This is a genomic window from Treponema brennaborense DSM 12168 (assembly GCF_000212415.1).
Classification (GTDB): Bacteria; Spirochaetota; Spirochaetia; order Treponematales; family Treponemataceae; genus Treponema_F; species Treponema_F brennaborense.
Genome location: NC_015500.1, coordinates 1,423,088 through 1,440,378, shown reverse-complemented (window position 1 = coordinate 1,440,378; position 17,291 = coordinate 1,423,088). Strand labels below are relative to the sequence as shown.

Here is a 17,291-nt window from a genome sequence, read left to right as displayed (position 1 = left end):
TTCAGACACCCGAACCAGCCGCTTCTTTTATAAAGTATAATTCACGAATCGCGCGCTCGGCAACTTTTCCCTTTTCTTCAAAACGGGTTTCCGGCCGCCACGGCTGGTGCGGCGCGTATCCGCCGTACGCGTTGCGCAGTCCCGGCGTCTGAGCGAGCTGTTCCAATGCGAATTGCGCGTACGGTTCCCAATCGGTCGCCATGTACAGATAACCGCCGGCGGTAAGCTTCTGCGCGAGCAGATCCGTCCGCGGACGCTGCACGAGACGGCGTTTATGATGCTTCTTTTTGGGCCACGGATCGGGAAAGAAAATATGGAACGCATTCACCGATGCGTCCGGAATCATATCCGTCAGCACTTCAAGCGCATCGTGCTCGATAATGTATACATTCTGCAGGCCGCGGCGGCGGATTTCGCCGAGCAGTTTTCCGATGCCGGGACGATGCACTTCAAGGCCCAAATAATTGACGTTCGGATGCGCCTCCGCGATGAGCGCGGTGGCTTTTCCCATGCCGAACCCGATTTCAACGGTAACCGGGTTCGTATTGCCGAAAATTTCGGTATAATTCAACGGTTTGTCGGAAACGGGCAGACACCAGCTTCCGGCAAGCTCTTCATAGTCGCGCTGCTGAGTCGGCGTCATGCGCCCGGCGCGGAGTACGAACGTCTTTATCGTACGGTAAAACGGCGGTACCGCCGTATCGTTTTCCGGATCGAAAGTCATTGTCAGGGAATCTCCTTAATTGTTTCCGGCGGCAATATGCACAGCACGGTGCGGTCGGCCGATTCAAGGCTTTTCCGGAGCGACGCGGCGCCGGGATATTCGCTCAAAAGCCGCGCGGTATCACGCCATTCGTTTTTTTCCGGACCGTAATACAGCACGGTTCCTGTTCCGTCGCGCTCCGCGTACAGCGTGACGCTTTCCTTTGTCGCCGGGCCCAGAACGTCCCGCACCGCCGCCGTCGCAGTTTGCATAAGCTGCGCCGGATACCGTACGGTGAACCGGCTCTGCGTAACCCGTTCGGCCGCGTCGATGTAATGCAAATCGTACGGACCGGTCGGAATCAGTTCACCGTACGCGGGCACCAGATCGGCGGAACCGGTCCACACGGAAGAACCGATTCCGGCAAAACGGACGTCGTCTATCTGCCAGACGAGCCGGGACGCTTCGTGCGTTACTTCGATCGTTTTAACGCGCGCCGCGTCCGAAAGCGGCTGCACAAAAACGGCGAGCCGCATCTGCGGCAGCCCGCCCGGCGTACCGTAATCGAAAATCACCGTACTGCGCACCGCGGCAACACGCGGCGCCGTATCGGCGCATCCGGCAAGCAGACACGGCAGCACGATGCAGACGGTGGCAAGACGGAACGCCCGTTCCGCCGTCCGATTGAGAATACAGATATCCGGTAAACGCAGAAAACGACGCATAAATGCTCAGAAATTGAAAATCAAATTGATAACCGTCAGTCCGCTGGTGGCGTACTGATTTACCAGCGACTCGAATTTAACGTTCACTTTTTTGCACGCTTCATCCAGATACGAAAGGTAATACAGCCCCAAATCGGTGCCTTCCTGCCCTTCCGGCAGTTCGCGGTAAAAATCTATGAGAGACTGCTTGTTCAAGTCGGCGGATTTCTTCGTTTCGATGTTTTCTTTCACTTCCTGAAACTCGTCGTCCTTATTGTACAGCGTGATCTGCAGCCGTCCTTGCTTTCCGATGGAAGACGACCCGCCGCCGAGCTTCCAGGAAACGAACACCAATTCGTGTTTGCGCTGCATTTCGGCAATAATTTTTTTTCGGATGTCGGGATCGTAAATGAGGGAATCGGTGTCCGCAATGCCGCGGTACATGATTTTGGCTTCTTTACGCATATTGGTGTTTTCGTTGTTGAGCGCAAGCTCCATAACCATAACGGAAATATATTCGGCGACTTTGCTTTTTTCGGTATACGAATTGAGTACCGTCCGCGTGCGCGACAGGATTTCTTCAAATCCCGGTTTATTGAAAAACTTGGTGATTATGTACCAATTCAAAAGATTCATCCGGTTCAGGAATTTTTCCGTCATCAGCAGATAGATGTTTTTTTCTTCGGGAGTCAGTTCCTTGTTTTCGAGTATATGAGCCCACAGCGGATCGAGCACCTGTTTGCGCGCTTCGACGATCACCGAATCCGTATTTGCCAGTCGGCTGCGCAGCTGCGCGTCGCTCATCTTCGTGCGTTCGTCTATGAGCTGCGCCGGATTCGCCCGGTTGTGTTTACGCACGATGTCGGTTTCGATCAGCGCGTTGAATATTTCCCGGTCGAACTGTTTGTAAAGCAGCGAAAAGACGATCAGTTTTGAAAGATCCATCACTTCCTGCCGGGAAGACACGAATTCGGGCATTGAAATTTCGATTTTTGAAATGTAATCGACCAAAATCATGCGTTGCACGGACTGCGGTGCGAAAGTGGCGAGCGACACGCCGTATTCTTCGGCGTTGTCCGCCAGTTTGATACGGAGCAGTTTTTTCTTATTCCGGATAAAATAAGACGCGCCTTCTTCCGTCAAAATAATTTTGAGCGGCAGATTCAATAAAGTTTTCTTCCCTGTAGCACTCACGCACAAACTCCTGATTTTGGTTTTCAGTATATCATGAAGGGTATTGCATTGTAAACAGAAATTACTATATTCTTATAGTATGATTTTTCACTTCAGGGTCAGAAAACTGATATTCCTTCCGTTTTGTCTTTTTTCGCTATTTTCGGGAATATCTCAAGAATACGACAGTCTCGCACTGTCGGATCACCTGTTTTCGACGCTTGAATCCGAACGTTTTGCCCCTGAAAAACAATTGCTGACCCCGGCTTCCCAAATGCGTTTTCCGTACAATATCATCGTCCGGTTTCCTGCCGCCGCGCAGTCTCAAGCGGAAGCGGAAGCGGAAGCGGGAACGGAAACGGAGACCGAACTGGTATTCGCCGTTCCGCAGGAAATCGCGGCCGCAACGGAAACGCGCCTGATTGAACTGATGGATCAGCTGCGCCAAGTACCGCTGCCGGTAAAGACGACCGTTCTGCTGCAGGCCGGCGATTTTTCGCGTCTGCCGTCGGATTCTTTTCACGACACGCCGGCCGGAACCGGCGCGTATATCGCGGCGGCGGAAAATCCCGCGTCGACGGCCGTCATTCTTTTGTCTCCGGCGGGAACGTCGGCAGCGGAAGCGGCTAAGGTGATGGTAGTTCCCGGAGCGGACGGCGTTATGACGCCGCTGTGGCTGCTGCGCCGGATTCCGCTGAACATCGACCAAAATTCGGTGCTGCCCTACCGCCTGAATCTGGCGGAAACCGATCGGCGGCTCGAAGCGTTTTTAAAAGCGGGATTCGACGCGGCCGCAGTCAGATTTTCCGCGGACAACGACCGTCAGAGCGCCGCCGTGTACGCCGCGCTGCTGCAGCTTGCCGGAACGTTTTCGGCAGAAGACAGCGATTCCGACATGCGCAACTACATTCTGGTGCCCTTCACTTCCGACGTCTGGATAAGCGAACGGACGGTCGTGCTGTTCTACATCGTTTCCATAGCGGTCGTCCTGTTTTTTGTCAGCAGTTTTTCGCTGTTCGGCAAAAACCGGGCGCAGACGCGCAAAGACTTCAAGCAGACGTGGTATTTGATACCGATAACGGTTCTGGTGTCGGCCGCGTCGCTTTCGCTCGGACAATTTTTTACGGAAAAACTGCTGTACTTTGCCGAGGTGACGCCGGTTACGGTCATCATGCTGAAAACCGGATTTTCGTTTCTGTTCGTATCGCTTCTGTTTATCGCGCAAGTGCATTTCAGGCTGCCGGTGTCGCCGTTCGTCTACGGCTTTTTGCTGACGCTCGTGTCTATCCTCAACATTTTCATTTTTACGACGATCGACATTTCGTTTTTGTTCATTTTCATCATCGAATATCTTATCATTTACGTAACGAGACTCGCGCGCCGGCTGGTACCGCTCGTAATTTCTTCGGTCATGATGCTGCTGCCGTTTATTCCGTACATTGCGTTTCTTACCGTAAGCGCTTCTCCGCAGAAAATAGCGTATCTGGCGCAGCCCGATTTTGCCGGCAACGTCCTGCTCGCCTGCGCTTTGATACCGTTTCAGATCATGTGGCTGCGCATTCTGGTGCGTATGAACATGTTCGGCAAAACGCGCAATATTTCGGGATTCAAGATCGCCGCCGTTACCGTTACCGCAGTCGCGGCGGTCGCCGCCGTCGGAACCGGTATGCTGTTTACCGTTTCGTACGCCGCCCGCAAAACGGTTCCCGCCGCTTCCGCGGAACGAAGCGCGCCGGCGGTGCAGACGCCGTTTACGGTTACATCCGAATCTCCGGAACGCCCGGCGGAGGTCGTCTGTTCCGCGTCCGCCGACGTTTTCATGGATCTCATGAACGTCCGGCTTGAAATCGATTCGGAACTGCCGATCGTCCGTGCGGACGTTACGGTGTCCGCGCAGACCGAAGTTCCCGTCTACGATTCGGAAATCCCGTTTCAAACGGTTTCGGCGCGCATTCCGGGTACGATATTGTTCACGATGCCCGAATATCCGTCGCTGCCCGCCGTTTTTTCATACGTAACGGACGCTGCGCTCGACCAGCATATCGGGATAACCTGTTACGTGCGCACCGGAACCGACGAGGTTGTCAAAACGGACAAAACGCTTACCGTAAAGGCCGCACTCAAATGAACATGTTCCTGCACGTCGATCTCGACGCGTTCTTCGCTTCGGTTGAGCAGCTCGATAATCCGGAACTGAAAGGAAAACCGGTCATCGTCGGCGGTTTGCCCGGCAGCAAACGGGGCGTCGTTTCGACGTGTTCCTACGAAGCGCGCTCGTACGGCGTCCATTCCGCCATGCCGGTGGAACAGGCGTACCGGCTGTGCCCGCAGGGCATATACCTGCGCCCCCGGATGAAGCGGTATCACGAAAAATCGGCGGAAGTTATGGCCGTTTTTACCGAGTTTTCACCCGACGTGCAGCAGATGTCGGTAGACGAAGCGTTCGTCGATCTGAGCGGAACGGAGCGGCTGTTCGGGCCGCCGGAACGGACCGCGCTCACGCTCAAACGGACCGTCTTCGAGCGTACGGGACTGACCGTATCGATAGGGCTTGCGGCCAATAAATACGTAGCGAAGATAGCTTCGGGACTTTCAAAACCGGACGGTTTTTTTTACGTAAAACCCGGTACGGAAGCCGGATTCATGCAGTCGCTTCCGCTGAAAAAAGTGTGGGGAATCGGTTCAAAAACGCTCGCACGGCTGAACGCGGCCGGTTTTTTCACCGTGTACGACGTGTGTTCGGCTTCACTGCCTTTGCTGACCGGCATATTCGGGCAGGCCGGCGGACAGTTTCTGCAAAAAGCGGTCAGAGGAGAAGCGGCGGAAACGTTCGGTGAAGAAACGAAATCCCGTTCGATCAGCGCGGAAAACACCTATCCGTTCGATCTGACCGACAGATACGTTATCGGAACGGCGCTCATGGATTTGGCGCAGACGGTCATGTTCAGGCTGCTCAAGGAAGGCTGGGTAAGCAGAACCGTGTGCGTGAAAATCCGGTACGACGACTTTACGACGCGCACCGTCCAGGAAACGTCGGAGCGGTTCATTTCATCGGCGGACGATCTGTACGAGCGCGCGTCGCAGCTGTTTGCAAGAAAATATCAGACGAACAGCGGCGTGCGCTTGCTTGGAATAGGCGCGATGAACCTTGAGCCGGCGACGCTTCCGCAGCAGCAGGAATTATTCGATTTCGGTGAGGGCAAAAAGCGGACGGTCGAAAAAGCGATTCTGTCCATTCAGGAAAAAAATCCCGATATTCCGATAAAAAAAGCCCGGCTGTTCAAAAAGACGCTCATCCTGCTGCTGGGCACGCTGCTGACCGCCGCGGGAATCGGAACTCCCGTTCAGGCCGGCGCGCAGGAAACCGCCGTTCAGGCGGCCGGAGCCGCGGGCATTACGCTCGTTCCGGTGCCGCCGCTGCCCGCCGAAGCGCCCGTGTCGCTGTTCAATTATACGGTTGCCGATTCCGCCGACGATTTTTTTGCCGAAGGATACTGGGAATCGACCGTGAGCGGAAGCGCGTCGGCAACGTTCGGATTCGGCAATCCGCTGAAAGTAACGTTCGGCACGCCGGTGTTTTCCCAAAAGGTGGATCTGTCGCTGTGGTTCATGCTGAACGAAACCTGGTATTTTGAAGCCGTTTTTGCCGACGGATTTGAAAAAAATACGGTTGCCGCCGGGTACACCGGCAGCGGCCTGCTCAAAGAAGTCCGGCTCGCAAACCGGAACGTCGTGTTTCCGCAGACGTATCCCGCCGACGACGTGCAGCGGGGCATCGGCGGCGGTGAAAATCAGGCGCCCGGCGTTTCGTTTTCATTTCAGGGAAACAAATGGCAGGCGGACGCGGTGATTCGGTACGACATGCTGGCCGCGCGCGAAAAAACGTATTCGGGGCTGAACGAAGTTGCCGATTCGAGCGTCTCTCTCGCCGCCTGGAAGCGTACGTCGCAATTCGTTCTGCCGTCGGATCAAACGGCTGCGGCAGTCGCGGACGTGTTTTTGGAAGCTGCGGACGGAGCGTACCGGGCGCCGGACGGCAGGACGTACCGCAAACTGACTTCATCCGAATATTTATTGTATCCGGCAACCGCGCAGCTTGCGCTGCTGGTCAAAAACGGCTTGCTTTCCGCCGACGGCGATATTCCGGCCGTCGCCGTTTCGTTCAATTCCGAGGCGGCAAAGGCGCAGGCGGAAGCGCTGCTCGGAAATTACGGGACACCTAAAACTGCGGTGTCTCAGGCGGTGCTGGGAAGCGGATTTTTGGGGAACGTACAGCTGTTTTTCGGTTCGGCGTACGACGCCGATGCGGAACGGGTGCAGCCGAAGGTCGCCTCTTATTCGTTCGCGGGAAAAAGCGGCACCGGAACGGAAGGTTTTTTTACCGACCTCTCCGCCGGAACAGAAAGCGCCGTATCCGTGCTGCTGCTCCAGCATCCGGCGGGATTTTCGCCGTTTTCCGCAGCATACCGCTACGACGCCGGAAAAACGGCGCCGGAAACCGCGACCGTCGTTTCCGCTTCGACGGGAGCCGCGTCAACGGCGTACGCCGCCCAAATTTCCGAAGACACGTCCGCATACGGCGGCACCTCGTATACGGCGGAACTGTACCGGATACGCAACGCTTCCGCACGGGACGCTGACGCGCTGCGGCCGGAAATCAGATTTCCCGCCGCGGACGAACATCCCGAATATTACCTGCTTCCGTCTGAATCGCAGCCGTCGCCTTCGTACGACGACGGAGACCCGGTGCTGAAACTGCGGACGTTCACGCAGAGTTCCCGGTACGAAATCGGCACGAAAGCCGTTCCGGGAACGGTAAGAGTGTATAAAAACGGCATACTCGACGGCGGCGCCGGGTACGACGGCGAAACCGGCACCGTAACGCTTTCGTCTCCGGCGGGAGACTTCGACACCGTCCGCATCGTCTGGTACGAAGAAAACGGCGACGATAAAACCGGTACGGTGAGCGCCGCCGCGGGATTCTCCTATCGGCCGACCGACGCGCTTGAAGCCGCCGCTTCCGTTACGGTGCGCTGGCCGTACAGCCGGGACGTCCGGTTTGCCGACGAATCCAAACAGCTGCCCGGCTTCGCCGCCGCGGCGGGCCGAATCGCGTATGAAAACGGCGAACTCAGCGTACGCAATACCGCGGCGGTGTCGATCGAGACGGACAACGCTTCCGGTACGTACCGCATCTTGGGAATGGACGACTCGGTTCCGTCCGTAACGGCGCTTACGAAAAAAGCCGCGTCGTTCCCGGCGGACGGCATAATTCCCGTACTGACGGCTGCAAGCGGAGCACCGGTACTGACGGAAGCAAATAAAACGTCCGCTGCGGATCAGGAAGGCCTGCGCGACGCGGCGATCACCGGATACGCCGCCGTGTGCGAATACGATTTTACCGCGGCGAATCAGTGGATCGCGCGGAATGTCGATTTGGGCAGCGCTGCGTCCCAGCTCGCTTCGGCGCAGCGGTTCAGCATAAAACTGAAAGACACCGGCGCGACTGCCGATCGGTACGACGTATATCTGCAGCTGGGGGTAAACGCCGACGCCGCGTCCGAATTCGACGGATCCGCCGTTCCCTCCTGGAAAATATCGGGAACAACGATGATAGACGGCGGAACGAACGTTATCACCGCGTTCGTTCCGGGAACGGCTGCTGCCGCCGACGGCTGGCAAACGGTAACAGTCGCACTGACGGACAGCGATCGGGCACGCCTGAGCGTACACCACGATGCCCGCATCGTCATCGTCGCGCGAGCTGCTGCGGCGGCTGCGGCTGCCGGCGCGGGAACGCTGCTCGCAGGACCTTATGAAACCGTCAGTCCGTCGTTCGCCGCGCAGGCGCCGGACGGCATGGAAACGTACGTCAGTCAGCGAAAAGAAACGGTTTCCGGCACGGAATCGTTCAATTCCGGCACGGTAAACAGCGTGCAGTCGTTTCAATGGAAAACCGATTCGGCGCAAACCGACACCGCGCAAGCGGCTTTTACCAGATACGTCGCCGAAACGGATATTTCAAAATACCGGACGCTCAATCTGTTCATGAAATACACACCCGGAAGCGACGTGTCGGCTCCCGACGGCACGCTCGTGGAGCTCGTTCTGGACAGACCAGCGGACGGCGGCGGCACTCCCGAAGAAGCACTCCGCATTACGCTCGGCGCGGAAGCACTCGACGCGCTGAGAGGCGGCTGGCAGCCGGTGAGCGTCGACCTGCATACGGGTGAAGTCAGCGTCGGCGGCGCAATCCTGACGTCGGGTACGAGCCGGCGCGGCAGCTGCGACGTTCCGGTACGGTTTACCGTTTTTATCACGGTGCCTCAAGCGAGTGCCGAAAAATGGGACGAACTGCTTATTGATGAATTGTATCTGAAAGATATTCCGCCGGACGTGGCGTTTACGGATACCGCCGAGTTTTCATGGAAACGCGAAGGTGTCCTGCTGCAGGCCGGGAGCGTGCCGATTCTTTCCGACGCGGCGCTCTCCGCCTCGGGAACGGTTTCCGTATCGTTTCCGGCCGAATACCCCGAACGGCTGCGCTCGAATTTCAGCGGAAAAATCGACGGCAGTGCGCAGTTCGTCGGCGTGAACGCCGCCTTCGACGCGGCGGGCAATTCGTCACGGCAAAACGTGCTTACGGCTGCCGGCCACTCGTTTACCGGCAGCGCCGACAGCCCCGTGTTCAAATATCTGCCGTTCAGCGAAACGTACCGCTTCGACGCCGCCGCGGGTACCGTCAAAAAGCGGAATTCGCTCGCCGTTACGCTCAAACCGCTTCACATTCCGGCGGAAATAACGGCACAGGCGGAAGCGTCTGCGTCGGCCGCGCTGCTGACGCAGAAAATCGGCGGCACCGCCGCCTTTACCGTGCCGCTGGGGAGTTCCGCTTCTTACGCCGTATCTGCCGCCGCGTCGGCTGCCCAAAATATTCAATCGGCGGCACTCAGCGGCGGAACGCAGGCACTCGTCGACACCGGCTCCTACGCCGCAGGCTGGATCGACAGTACGGCGTTCGCGTTTTCCGCGGGAGACGGCAGCGCGTCATACCGGAAAATCACGCTCGACACGGCGCAGTCCGTTCCGCTGCCGTTCGCTTCGTTCACTCCGACGCTCAACGCCGCGATAACCGGCACGTACAAAACGGCTGCGGAAACGTCGTTCACCGACGAAACGACCGTTGAATGGCTTTTTCCGTTTAAACCGGGCGCGCACACGGTTTCTCTTTCGTGGAAAAAAACGACCGGCAGCACGGCGGCTTCGGCATACGGCGGAAATTACCGCGCCGACGCCGTAAACCTGACGCGGGCGCTCGATGCGAACAAACGGCTGTTAGTCGTTCCGCCGTTCTACGATCTGTACAGCGGCACTTTGGCCGACATCGTCCGAAACTGCGCCGACGCAGGAAACGCGGAATCGGCTGCATACGCGACCTCTTACGGCGTTTCGTGGAAGCGGCCGTTTTCCGGCACTTTTGCGGATTTTTACCTGCCGTCGAACGTATCGGCGTCGTTCGGACGCGAAATAAAAACGGCGGAAAACGACGCGGACGTATACGTGCTGAAAGCGGGGACCGGCTTCACTTCGTTTAACAATTTCGGCGCGTACAGCAAACTGCGCCGGTTCGACTGGTACGAACAGGACGAATATCTGTTTTCCGCCACCGCCGCGGTACAGATTCCGCGCGACGCGCCGGAAGCGTTCGCCGTAAAACTCGCTTCGTATTTACAGATAAATTTATATTTCACGTCCGGGGCGACGCTCAAAACGGGCGCGGAAATTCAGTTTGAAAAAGATTCGCTGCTGACGGGCAAAGTGACCGCCGTCTGGCAGCGTCAGGGCAAAATGTCCCCGCTGACGGCGGCGATAGCGCTGTTCGTTCCGGAAAGTTCGCTGCCGCCGCTCGTTCTGACGCGCAGCGATTCGATCAACGTCTCCGTACAGCACACGCAGACGGAAAGCGATACGGCGCTCACGTGCAAAACGGCGGCTGAACATAAAATAGACGTCCGCGTCGGCACGTATTTTTCCGTCGTCGCGACGCTCGGCGGCAGCGTTTCGTACGGCGGAAGCACCAAAAGCGGAAAACTGATAACGCTCGGCGTCACCGCGGGACTCGGCGGCAAAGTTACGTTCTGACGCGTTTCCCGTTTCCGTAGCCGGCGCACGCGTTATTGCAGCGGCGCGAAATACCCCGTCTCGTCCCGTCCGGAACGGTTCAGCAGATACGATTCGAGTTCGACCGGCAGATATTCCCGCCCGAAATTCGTCGGCAGGGACGACGTATACGAAAGCCGGTACATACCGTTCGGCAATTCGAGTAAATCCCGCACGATGCCGGCAAGACCTTCCGGCCGGTACACGTAGCGTTCGTCTCCGTTCGTACTTTCGGTGATAAACGCGATCTCCGGCGGCAGCGCCTGCTGCGACAGATTGACCGTGTAAAAAGAGATAGAATTGTTGTTCAAAAACGAAGTCAGGTCGGTAAGACCGTACCGGTCGAACGCGGATGCCGTTACCGCCGAAGCGCCCGTAACGTACACGATCGCACGTTTTTTTTCCGCGTTGATCAGATCGTTCGCCGCAAGCCGGATCGCCAGATCGGTCGCGACGGAAGCCGAAGGCTTCACCTGCAGCGCTTCGGGGGTAAATTGCCCCAGCCGCGCAGGAGATCCGCCGTACTCGACGGCGGGAATACTGCCGGCCGACACCAGCCGCAGCGTGCCGCGCCCGTTCATGGCCGCGGCGATGTCGGTTACTGCAGTCTGCAGCGCTTCGGCGTACGAAGACGTATCGTACGAGCGGTCTATCAGCACGGTAACGTCGCACGTATCGTTGTTCGAGGCGGCGCCTTCAAGCTTTTGGTTCAGCACCGGCCGTTTGTTTTCCGTTATGTAAAAATTTTCGGCCTTTAAACCGACGACCGGCTGACGGCTGCGGTTTTCAACTTTGACTTCAAGTGTCACGTTCGGAAACGCGTCGGATACGACCCGTTCGATCTGCACGAACAGTCCGCCGACCAGTTCGGTCATTTTCGACATCACGTAAATTTCGTTCGCCGTAAAATCGGCAACGAGCACGTTTCCGTTGCGGTCGCTCCCCGCACACGTCACGCGTGAAGGCGAATTGCCGGTTCGGGCGTTTTCAAACACCGCGCCGGTAACCAAATCGATCGAACAAATCCGGTTGGAATCGCACACGAGCAGATACGGACCGCTGAATTTCAGCGCTTCCGGCCGAACGAACGTTTTTTCGGGAACGGCGATTCCCAGATAATTGCCCGAACGGTCGAACGAATACACCCCGCCCGTTCCCGCGTCCGCCACGTACACGACGCCGTCGCTCACAGCGATGCCGGCCGGCGCCTTGAATCCGGCAAAATCGGCCGACTTCGTTCCGAAATGGAACAATCCGGTTCCCCCGGCGTCGAACACGTCGACGCGCGCGTTTCCGAAATCGGACACGTACACGTTGCCCGCGTCGTCCACGGCCAGATACTGCGGTCCGACGAACTGACCGACGCCGATTCCCTTGGAACCGAACGATTTTACGAAATTTCCGTTTTCATCCAGAACGGAAACGCGGTCGCCCGCGGATTCGCAGACGAGCAGCGTGCCGTCGCGCTGACGCACGATATCCATCGGCCGGTCGAAGCCGACGAGCGGTCCCCTGCTGCGCGAAATAATCGTGCCGTTCACGTCCAGCCGGAGCAGTTCGTTCGAGCCGTACGCGAGCACCCAGCTCGTACCGTCCGGGTTCGGCAAAACGGACACCGGTTTGCTGAACAGCAGCGTGTCGCCGTAACTTCCGGGAAAACTGCCCGCTTCGGTATATTTCAAGGACGAGATTTCGGGAATTCCGGTAACGCGCCGGTCGCGCACGATTTCGATTTTATTCGCGAGCAGCAGTCCGCCGTATCCGGCGTCCAGCGCGAACTGCCACTGCTGCAGCGCGGTGCCTTCCATTCCGGCGCGGTAATACGCCTTGCCCAGCCAGTCGAGTATCAGGTTTTCGGAGGGCAGATACGACAGCGCTTTTTCAAACAGCAATATCGCGTCGTTAAACGAACCGCGGTAATACGCTTGTACGCCGCGCCGGAATTCCTGCTCGGCTGACAGCGAATCGGCGTTTTTCACGGAAACCGATTCAAAACCTGCCGGAAACGCACAGACGGCGCCCCACAACAACGCGCAGACGGCGCCCGTTCGGAATATCGTTTTTTTCATTTGTTCATGCCTCCGCCCGCACCGGCTGCGGCTTCCTGAACGATCTTCAGATGCTCGGCTATTTCGGGATTGCCGGCACACCGTTCGCGTGCTTTCCGCAGATGTATTTCCGCTTCTTTCAGCAGTCCGAGTTTGTAATACACCCAGCCGACCGAATCCAGACACGCCGCCGATTCGGGCATGAAACCGAGCGCCCGTTTGCACAGCGTCAGCGCGCGCGTCAGATCCTTTTCCGTACAGGCGAGCACGTAGCCCAGTCCGTTCAGCGCCGTACCGTTTTCAGGTTCCAATTCCAGCGCTTTTTCATAATACGCAATGCATTCGTCGAATTTACTCTGTTCCCACGCGACGTAGGCGAGCGCGGCGTTCACGTATGAAGGACGGTATCCGGTTCCTTCCAAATTTTTCAGTTCAAAATCGGCGAGCCGGCTGCGTCCGGTCAGGCTGTAAATGACGGCGAGCACCAGTCGGCACTGCAGCGAACGTTCGCGCGTCCGCGAATCGTCTGAACCCGCCGACGTAACGACCTGCTCCAAGTACAGCAGCGCGTCTTCATAGCGTTTCAGTTTCATATACGAAAGGCCGATAAAATACGCGCTTTCGGCATCACCCCCCGCGGCGGCGGGCAGCGACAGAAAATACGTCAGCGATTCCGCATAGTTACCGGCGCGATAAAGCGCGATTCCTTCGTCGGCTGTTTTTCCACCCATTCAAAACTCCTGCTGCGTTACAGTAAAAAATCCGGATCCGCTGCGGCACCGAATCCCGCGTCCGCAGGCTGCGCACGTACGCGGCTGACGGAAATATAGCCGTCGCGCACCGCGTCGAAATCGAAACCGCTGCCTCCGGCGGTCGCGATCCGCCCTCCCTCGAAAAACGAATACGAATGGCCGTCGGGAGCGTGATACAGCCGCACCGAATCGCCGTATTCGCGGCGGGAAAGACGCGTCATTTGGTATCCGGCGTACGAATCGGCGGACAACGCGTTTATATTTAAAAACACATCCGGTTCGCACAAGGAAACGAGTTTTTCGATATTTTTGCGGGCAAAATCCGCGAGCGCTCCGTAGCGCCACACGCCGTCCTCCGATTCGATGCTGAACGCGATGCCCGGAATGCCGTACAAAGCGGCTTGGCGGGCGGCGGCGCACGTACCGGAGTACAGTACGTCGGTACCGATGTTCGCGCCTCGGTTTATTCCGGAAATGACCGCGTCCGGCGCCGACGGCAGCACGGCTTTCAGACCGTTGATAACGCAGTCGACCGGAACGCCCGAACAGGTAAAACACCGTTCACCGCGGCGGCTCAGTCTGAGCGGGACGGTCATCGTGATACCGTGGGACACCGCCGAACGGTTTTTATCCGGCGCTACGATCCAGACTTCGTGTTTCTTCTGCAGCATGTCGGCAAGCAGATGCATTCCTTCGCCGTCTATCCCGTCGTCGTTCGTCAGTAAAAACCGCATACGCCGCGTTCCTCCCTTAAATCTCCCTGATGCAAACTCATTCCCGTACCAGATGAACGCCGCGCGCCGGCTTTACGCTGTAGCAGGACGGATGGAAACCGAATATCCGTTCGTATTCGACCAGTTTCTGTTTATACGGTTCAACGTCCGCCGTTTTCAAAATCGTATACGTGCAGCGCCCGAACCCCTTGCCCGTGATGCGGGAACAGCCGTTCGGATTGCGCACCGAAGTCATGTCGAAATTCTGCACGCGTTTTACCAGCCAGTCGATTTCGGGACAAGACAGCAGGTACAAGTCGCGCATCGCGTCGTGAGAACGGCTCACCGCTTTGCAGAACCGCGCGAAATCACCGTGCCGCAGCCCGTCCGCCGCGTCGAGCACATATTGATGTTCGAGCATGATGCAGCGCAGCCGCCGGCGCATGTCTTCGTTGACCACGGCCAGCACTTCGTTTATTTCCGTCGGCGAATCTTCGTATTGCCAGCCGCCGTGCACGTTGTGCCGGCGCTCTTTCAGTTCTCCGAGCAGCAGCACGTTTCCCGGTTCGTGCAACGTCGTTTCGTCCCACACGGAAATACGCGGAACGCGTGCGTCGGTCAGCAAGACGACCGTATCTTCAAACGCGAACGGCAGCAGTTCGTACGAATTCCGGGAATGATCCGTCAGTACGCACGAATCCGGTTCCGCGTACATTGCCGAAAATATATCCGCCGTATAATTGCCGACGCCCAAAAACAGTTTATTTCCGCGCTCTATCACCTGCAGCAGCTGCGCGTCGGAACACGGTACCGAAAACAATTCCCGCATACCGTACGCGGACGCCGTCTTTATCGCCGTCGTAATGCCGAATCCGGCGGAAGGCAGAATATCGGTCCACACGGTTACGTTCATTCCGCCGACACTGAAACCGCCCGACGTAAAACCGTATATCATGGCTTTGATCGGATTGGCCCAGCGGTCTTCCTTGCGGAACTTGAGGCTCGAAAGGTTGGCACGTTTTCGTTCATCCAGCTGAACGAAATGGAAACGCACCGCCGAATCGTTCCGCAGCGAAATTCCGATATAGACCGGCAGGTCGACCGCCATGGATAATGTCTTGTCTTTGCAAAACCACGAATGTTCACCGATCAAATGAAAACGTCCGGGAGCACATACCAGTACGTCCGGCCGTTGTCCGTATTCTTGTAAATGGGCGTTTATTACTTCTATCATATCCAATCCGAAATTTTATATTGTTGCAACAGCACGGTAATATCTGATAGAATGATAATCTAATGAGAAGAATTTTACAAGTTTTTTATGTGATTTTTTCGGCAATTATTTCCGCACTGGCGATTCAGAACGAAATTTTGCCGTTCGGCTCGCCTTTTTTGGGATTATTCGCACTGGTTCCGCTGTATTTGACGCTCGCTTCCGCACAGTCGTACGCAGAAGCGGCACTGCTTACCGGTTTTCAGACGGGACTCGTGCACGTGTTTTCAAGTTTCTGGCTCGGTAATTTCAAAGATTTTGCACTATTCACGCTCGGTGCGTCCGCGCTCGCGACGGCGGTCATCGGCGCCGTGTTCGGCTGTTACCTGTATCTGCCGTTCGCGCAGTCCGGCCGTAAAAAGCGTAACGGATACGAAGCGCCGACGCAGCCGCTTCCGCAGCGGACGGCGGCGCTCACCCGCCGCGTTTTATTGTTCGCAGCCGTTTGGACGGTGTACGAATGGGCCAAATCGACCGGATTTCTGGCGTACCCCTGGGGAACGCTCGTCATGACCGCATACCGGTGGCCGCTGATCACGCAGATCGCGGCGATAACCGGAACCTGGGGCATTTCGTTTCTGTTCTCCCTGTTTGCGGCAGTCGTAGCCGAAGGGCTCGTCCTGCTCCCGCTCGTTCCGTACTTTCGGCGCGGCGGCGGAGGTGAAGAAGCCGCGTACGCCCGCTGCGGCGCGCTCTGCATCGTATTGTTCGCCGTAACGGTGCTGTACGGCGCCGTCGCCTACACGGCGGAACGGGTGCCGGTCAAAACGATGCGCACCGTCATGGTTCAGCAGAACGCGGACTCGTGGGAAACCGGCGGCGACGCGCAAGCTGTCGTCGTGTCGAGCGAATTGACCGAAGCGGCGATCAGCGAAGGACTTGCACGAACCGGAACCCGGCCCGACTTGGTCGTCTGGAGCGAATCGGTCCTGTCGTATGCGTTCCCCGAAGCCGAATCCTATTACCGGTCGAGACCGGCCGAAATGCCGCTCGTTCCGTTTATCCGGCAGACCGGCGTTCCGTTCGTCATAGGAGGCCCGGTTACCGCCGACTACGAAAAACGGCAATACCATAATTCCGCACTGTATTTTGACAAAGACGGCAACTATCGCGGTTATTACGCAAAAATGCAGCTCGTACCGTTTGCGGAAGTCATTCCCGGCGCGCAGTACGAATGGGTACACGTCCTGCTTGATAAAATCATCGGTTTTTCAAGCGGCTGGACGCCGGGCACGGAGCTGACGCTCTTCACCGTTCCGCTGCCGGACTCGCAAACGGTGAAAATCAGTCTGCCCATCTGTTTTGAAGATGCGTTTCCGCCGGTCTGCCGCGCGCTCTATGAAGCCGGCAGCGAAGTGTTCGTCAACATCACGAACGATTCATGGTCAAAAACCGATTCCGCCGAATATCAGCATTTCGTGATCGCTTCGTATCGGGCCATCGAATATCGCACCACCCTGCTGAGGTCGACCAATTCGGGATACTCCGTCGTGGTCGATCCTGCCGGACGGATTCTGGCGGATATGCCGCTGTTCGAGACCGCGTCGATCTATACCGAAGTACCCGTGTACGAGCGTACGCAGACGCCGTACGCGCTGCTGGGAGACTGGGTGCCGGCACTCTGCGCTCTGGCGTATGCGGTGAATCTGGTACTCGGACGGACAAGGCGCGCGGATAACCGCAAAAAGCGGCCGGAAAAGTGTGCGATTCCTCTTGACCAATCGGATATTAATTGTTAACCTAACAAGCACAAATCAAGTTAACA

At 57.2% G+C, this 17,291-nt stretch carries 10 protein-coding genes; 3 read left to right on the top strand and 7 right to left on the bottom strand.

The genetic code is table 11. The features are described 5' to 3' along the window. Position 1: 1 nt before the first annotated feature. The 3 genes from trmB to TREBR_RS06185 are packed head-to-tail and all read right to left on the bottom strand — an operon-like array spanning position 2 to position 2,601. Positions 2–724, bottom strand: a complete 723-nt coding sequence (gene trmB / locus TREBR_RS06195) for a tRNA (guanosine(46)-N7)-methyltransferase TrmB (RefSeq protein WP_013758345.1) — start codon at positions 722–724, stop codon at positions 2–4. A 2-nt stretch (positions 725–726) separates the two neighbouring features. Then, on the bottom strand, positions 727–1,428 hold the full coding sequence (locus tag TREBR_RS06190; RefSeq protein WP_013758344.1) for a hypothetical protein: 702 nt from the start codon (positions 1,426–1,428) through the stop codon (positions 727–729). 6 nt (positions 1,429–1,434) lie between these two features. After that, the gene (locus TREBR_RS06185) at positions 1,435–2,601 is read right to left on the bottom strand and encodes a DUF8084 family protein (RefSeq protein WP_013758343.1); all 1,167 of its coding nucleotides are present in this window, start codon (positions 2,599–2,601) and stop codon (positions 1,435–1,437) included. Between the two features lie 79 nt (positions 2,602–2,680). Between TREBR_RS06185 and TREBR_RS06180 the strand changes: the two genes are divergently transcribed. Both TREBR_RS06180 and dinB read left to right on the top strand, forming a co-directional pair. Continuing rightward, positions 2,681–4,708: a hypothetical protein gene (locus tag TREBR_RS06180; protein ID WP_013758342.1), complete on the top strand. Its 2,028-nt coding sequence runs from the start codon at positions 2,681–2,683 to the stop codon at positions 4,706–4,708. After that, complete coding sequence (dinB, locus tag TREBR_RS14745; RefSeq protein WP_013758341.1) at positions 4,705–10,722, top strand: DNA polymerase IV; 6,018 nt, start codon at positions 4,705–4,707, stop codon at positions 10,720–10,722. The genes TREBR_RS06180 and dinB overlap by 4 nt, the downstream gene beginning before the upstream one ends. Positions 10,723–10,754: 32 nt before the next feature. Here dinB and TREBR_RS06170 read toward each other — a convergent pair whose 3' ends face one another. The 4 genes from TREBR_RS06170 to TREBR_RS06155 are packed head-to-tail and all read right to left on the bottom strand — an operon-like array spanning position 10,755 to position 15,487. Continuing rightward, positions 10,755–12,809, bottom strand: coding sequence for an NHL repeat-containing protein (locus TREBR_RS06170; RefSeq protein WP_013758340.1), 2,055 nt, complete (start codon positions 12,807–12,809; stop codon positions 10,755–10,757). Next, on the bottom strand, positions 12,806–13,519 hold the full coding sequence (locus TREBR_RS06165; RefSeq protein WP_013758339.1) for a tetratricopeptide repeat protein: 714 nt from the start codon (positions 13,517–13,519) through the stop codon (positions 12,806–12,808). The genes TREBR_RS06170 and TREBR_RS06165 overlap by 4 nt, the downstream gene beginning before the upstream one ends. A 17-nt stretch (positions 13,520–13,536) precedes the next feature. Continuing rightward, complete coding sequence (gene surE, locus TREBR_RS06160) at positions 13,537–14,274, bottom strand: 5'/3'-nucleotidase SurE (RefSeq protein ID WP_013758338.1); 738 nt, start codon at positions 14,272–14,274, stop codon at positions 13,537–13,539. 37 nt (positions 14,275–14,311) lie between these two features. Next, positions 14,312–15,487: a galactokinase gene (locus TREBR_RS06155; RefSeq protein WP_013758337.1), complete on the bottom strand. Its 1,176-nt coding sequence runs from the start codon at positions 15,485–15,487 to the stop codon at positions 14,312–14,314. A 62-nt stretch (positions 15,488–15,549) separates the two neighbouring features. Here TREBR_RS06155 and lnt point away from each other — a divergent pair, with 62 nt between their 5' ends. Further along, a complete protein-coding gene (gene lnt, locus TREBR_RS06150) occupies positions 15,550–17,265 on the top strand; it encodes an apolipoprotein N-acyltransferase (RefSeq protein ID WP_013758336.1) in 1,716 nt (571 codons plus the stop codon). The last annotated feature ends 26 nt before the right edge of the window (positions 17,266–17,291 follow it).

What these genes read in the sequence shown, in the direction of transcription:
- TREBR_RS06180 (WP_013758342.1), top strand. Translation starts at nt 2,681, where the DNA reads ATGATTTTTCACTTCAGGGTCAGAAAACTGATATTCCTTCCGTTTTGT.
- TREBR_RS06165 (WP_013758339.1), bottom strand. Translation starts at nt 13,519, where the DNA reads ATGGGTGGAAAAACAGCCGACGAAGGAATCGCGCTTTATCGCGCCGGT.
- TREBR_RS06170 (WP_013758340.1), bottom strand. Translation starts at nt 12,809, where the DNA reads ATGAAAAAAACGATATTCCGAACGGGCGCCGTCTGCGCGTTGTTGTGG.
- TREBR_RS06190 (WP_013758344.1), bottom strand. Translation starts at nt 1,428, where the DNA reads ATGCGTCGTTTTCTGCGTTTACCGGATATCTGTATTCTCAATCGGACG.
- trmB (WP_013758345.1), bottom strand. Translation starts at nt 724, where the DNA reads ATGACTTTCGATCCGGAAAACGATACGGCGGTACCGCCGTTTTACCGT.
- lnt (WP_013758336.1), top strand. Translation starts at nt 15,550, where the DNA reads ATGAGAAGAATTTTACAAGTTTTTTATGTGATTTTTTCGGCAATTATT.
- TREBR_RS06155 (WP_013758337.1), bottom strand. Translation starts at nt 15,487, where the DNA reads ATGATAGAAGTAATAAACGCCCATTTACAAGAATACGGACAACGGCCG.
- surE (WP_013758338.1), bottom strand. Translation starts at nt 14,274, where the DNA reads ATGCGGTTTTTACTGACGAACGACGACGGGATAGACGGCGAAGGAATG.
- dinB (WP_013758341.1), top strand. Translation starts at nt 4,705, where the DNA reads ATGAACATGTTCCTGCACGTCGATCTCGACGCGTTCTTCGCTTCGGTT.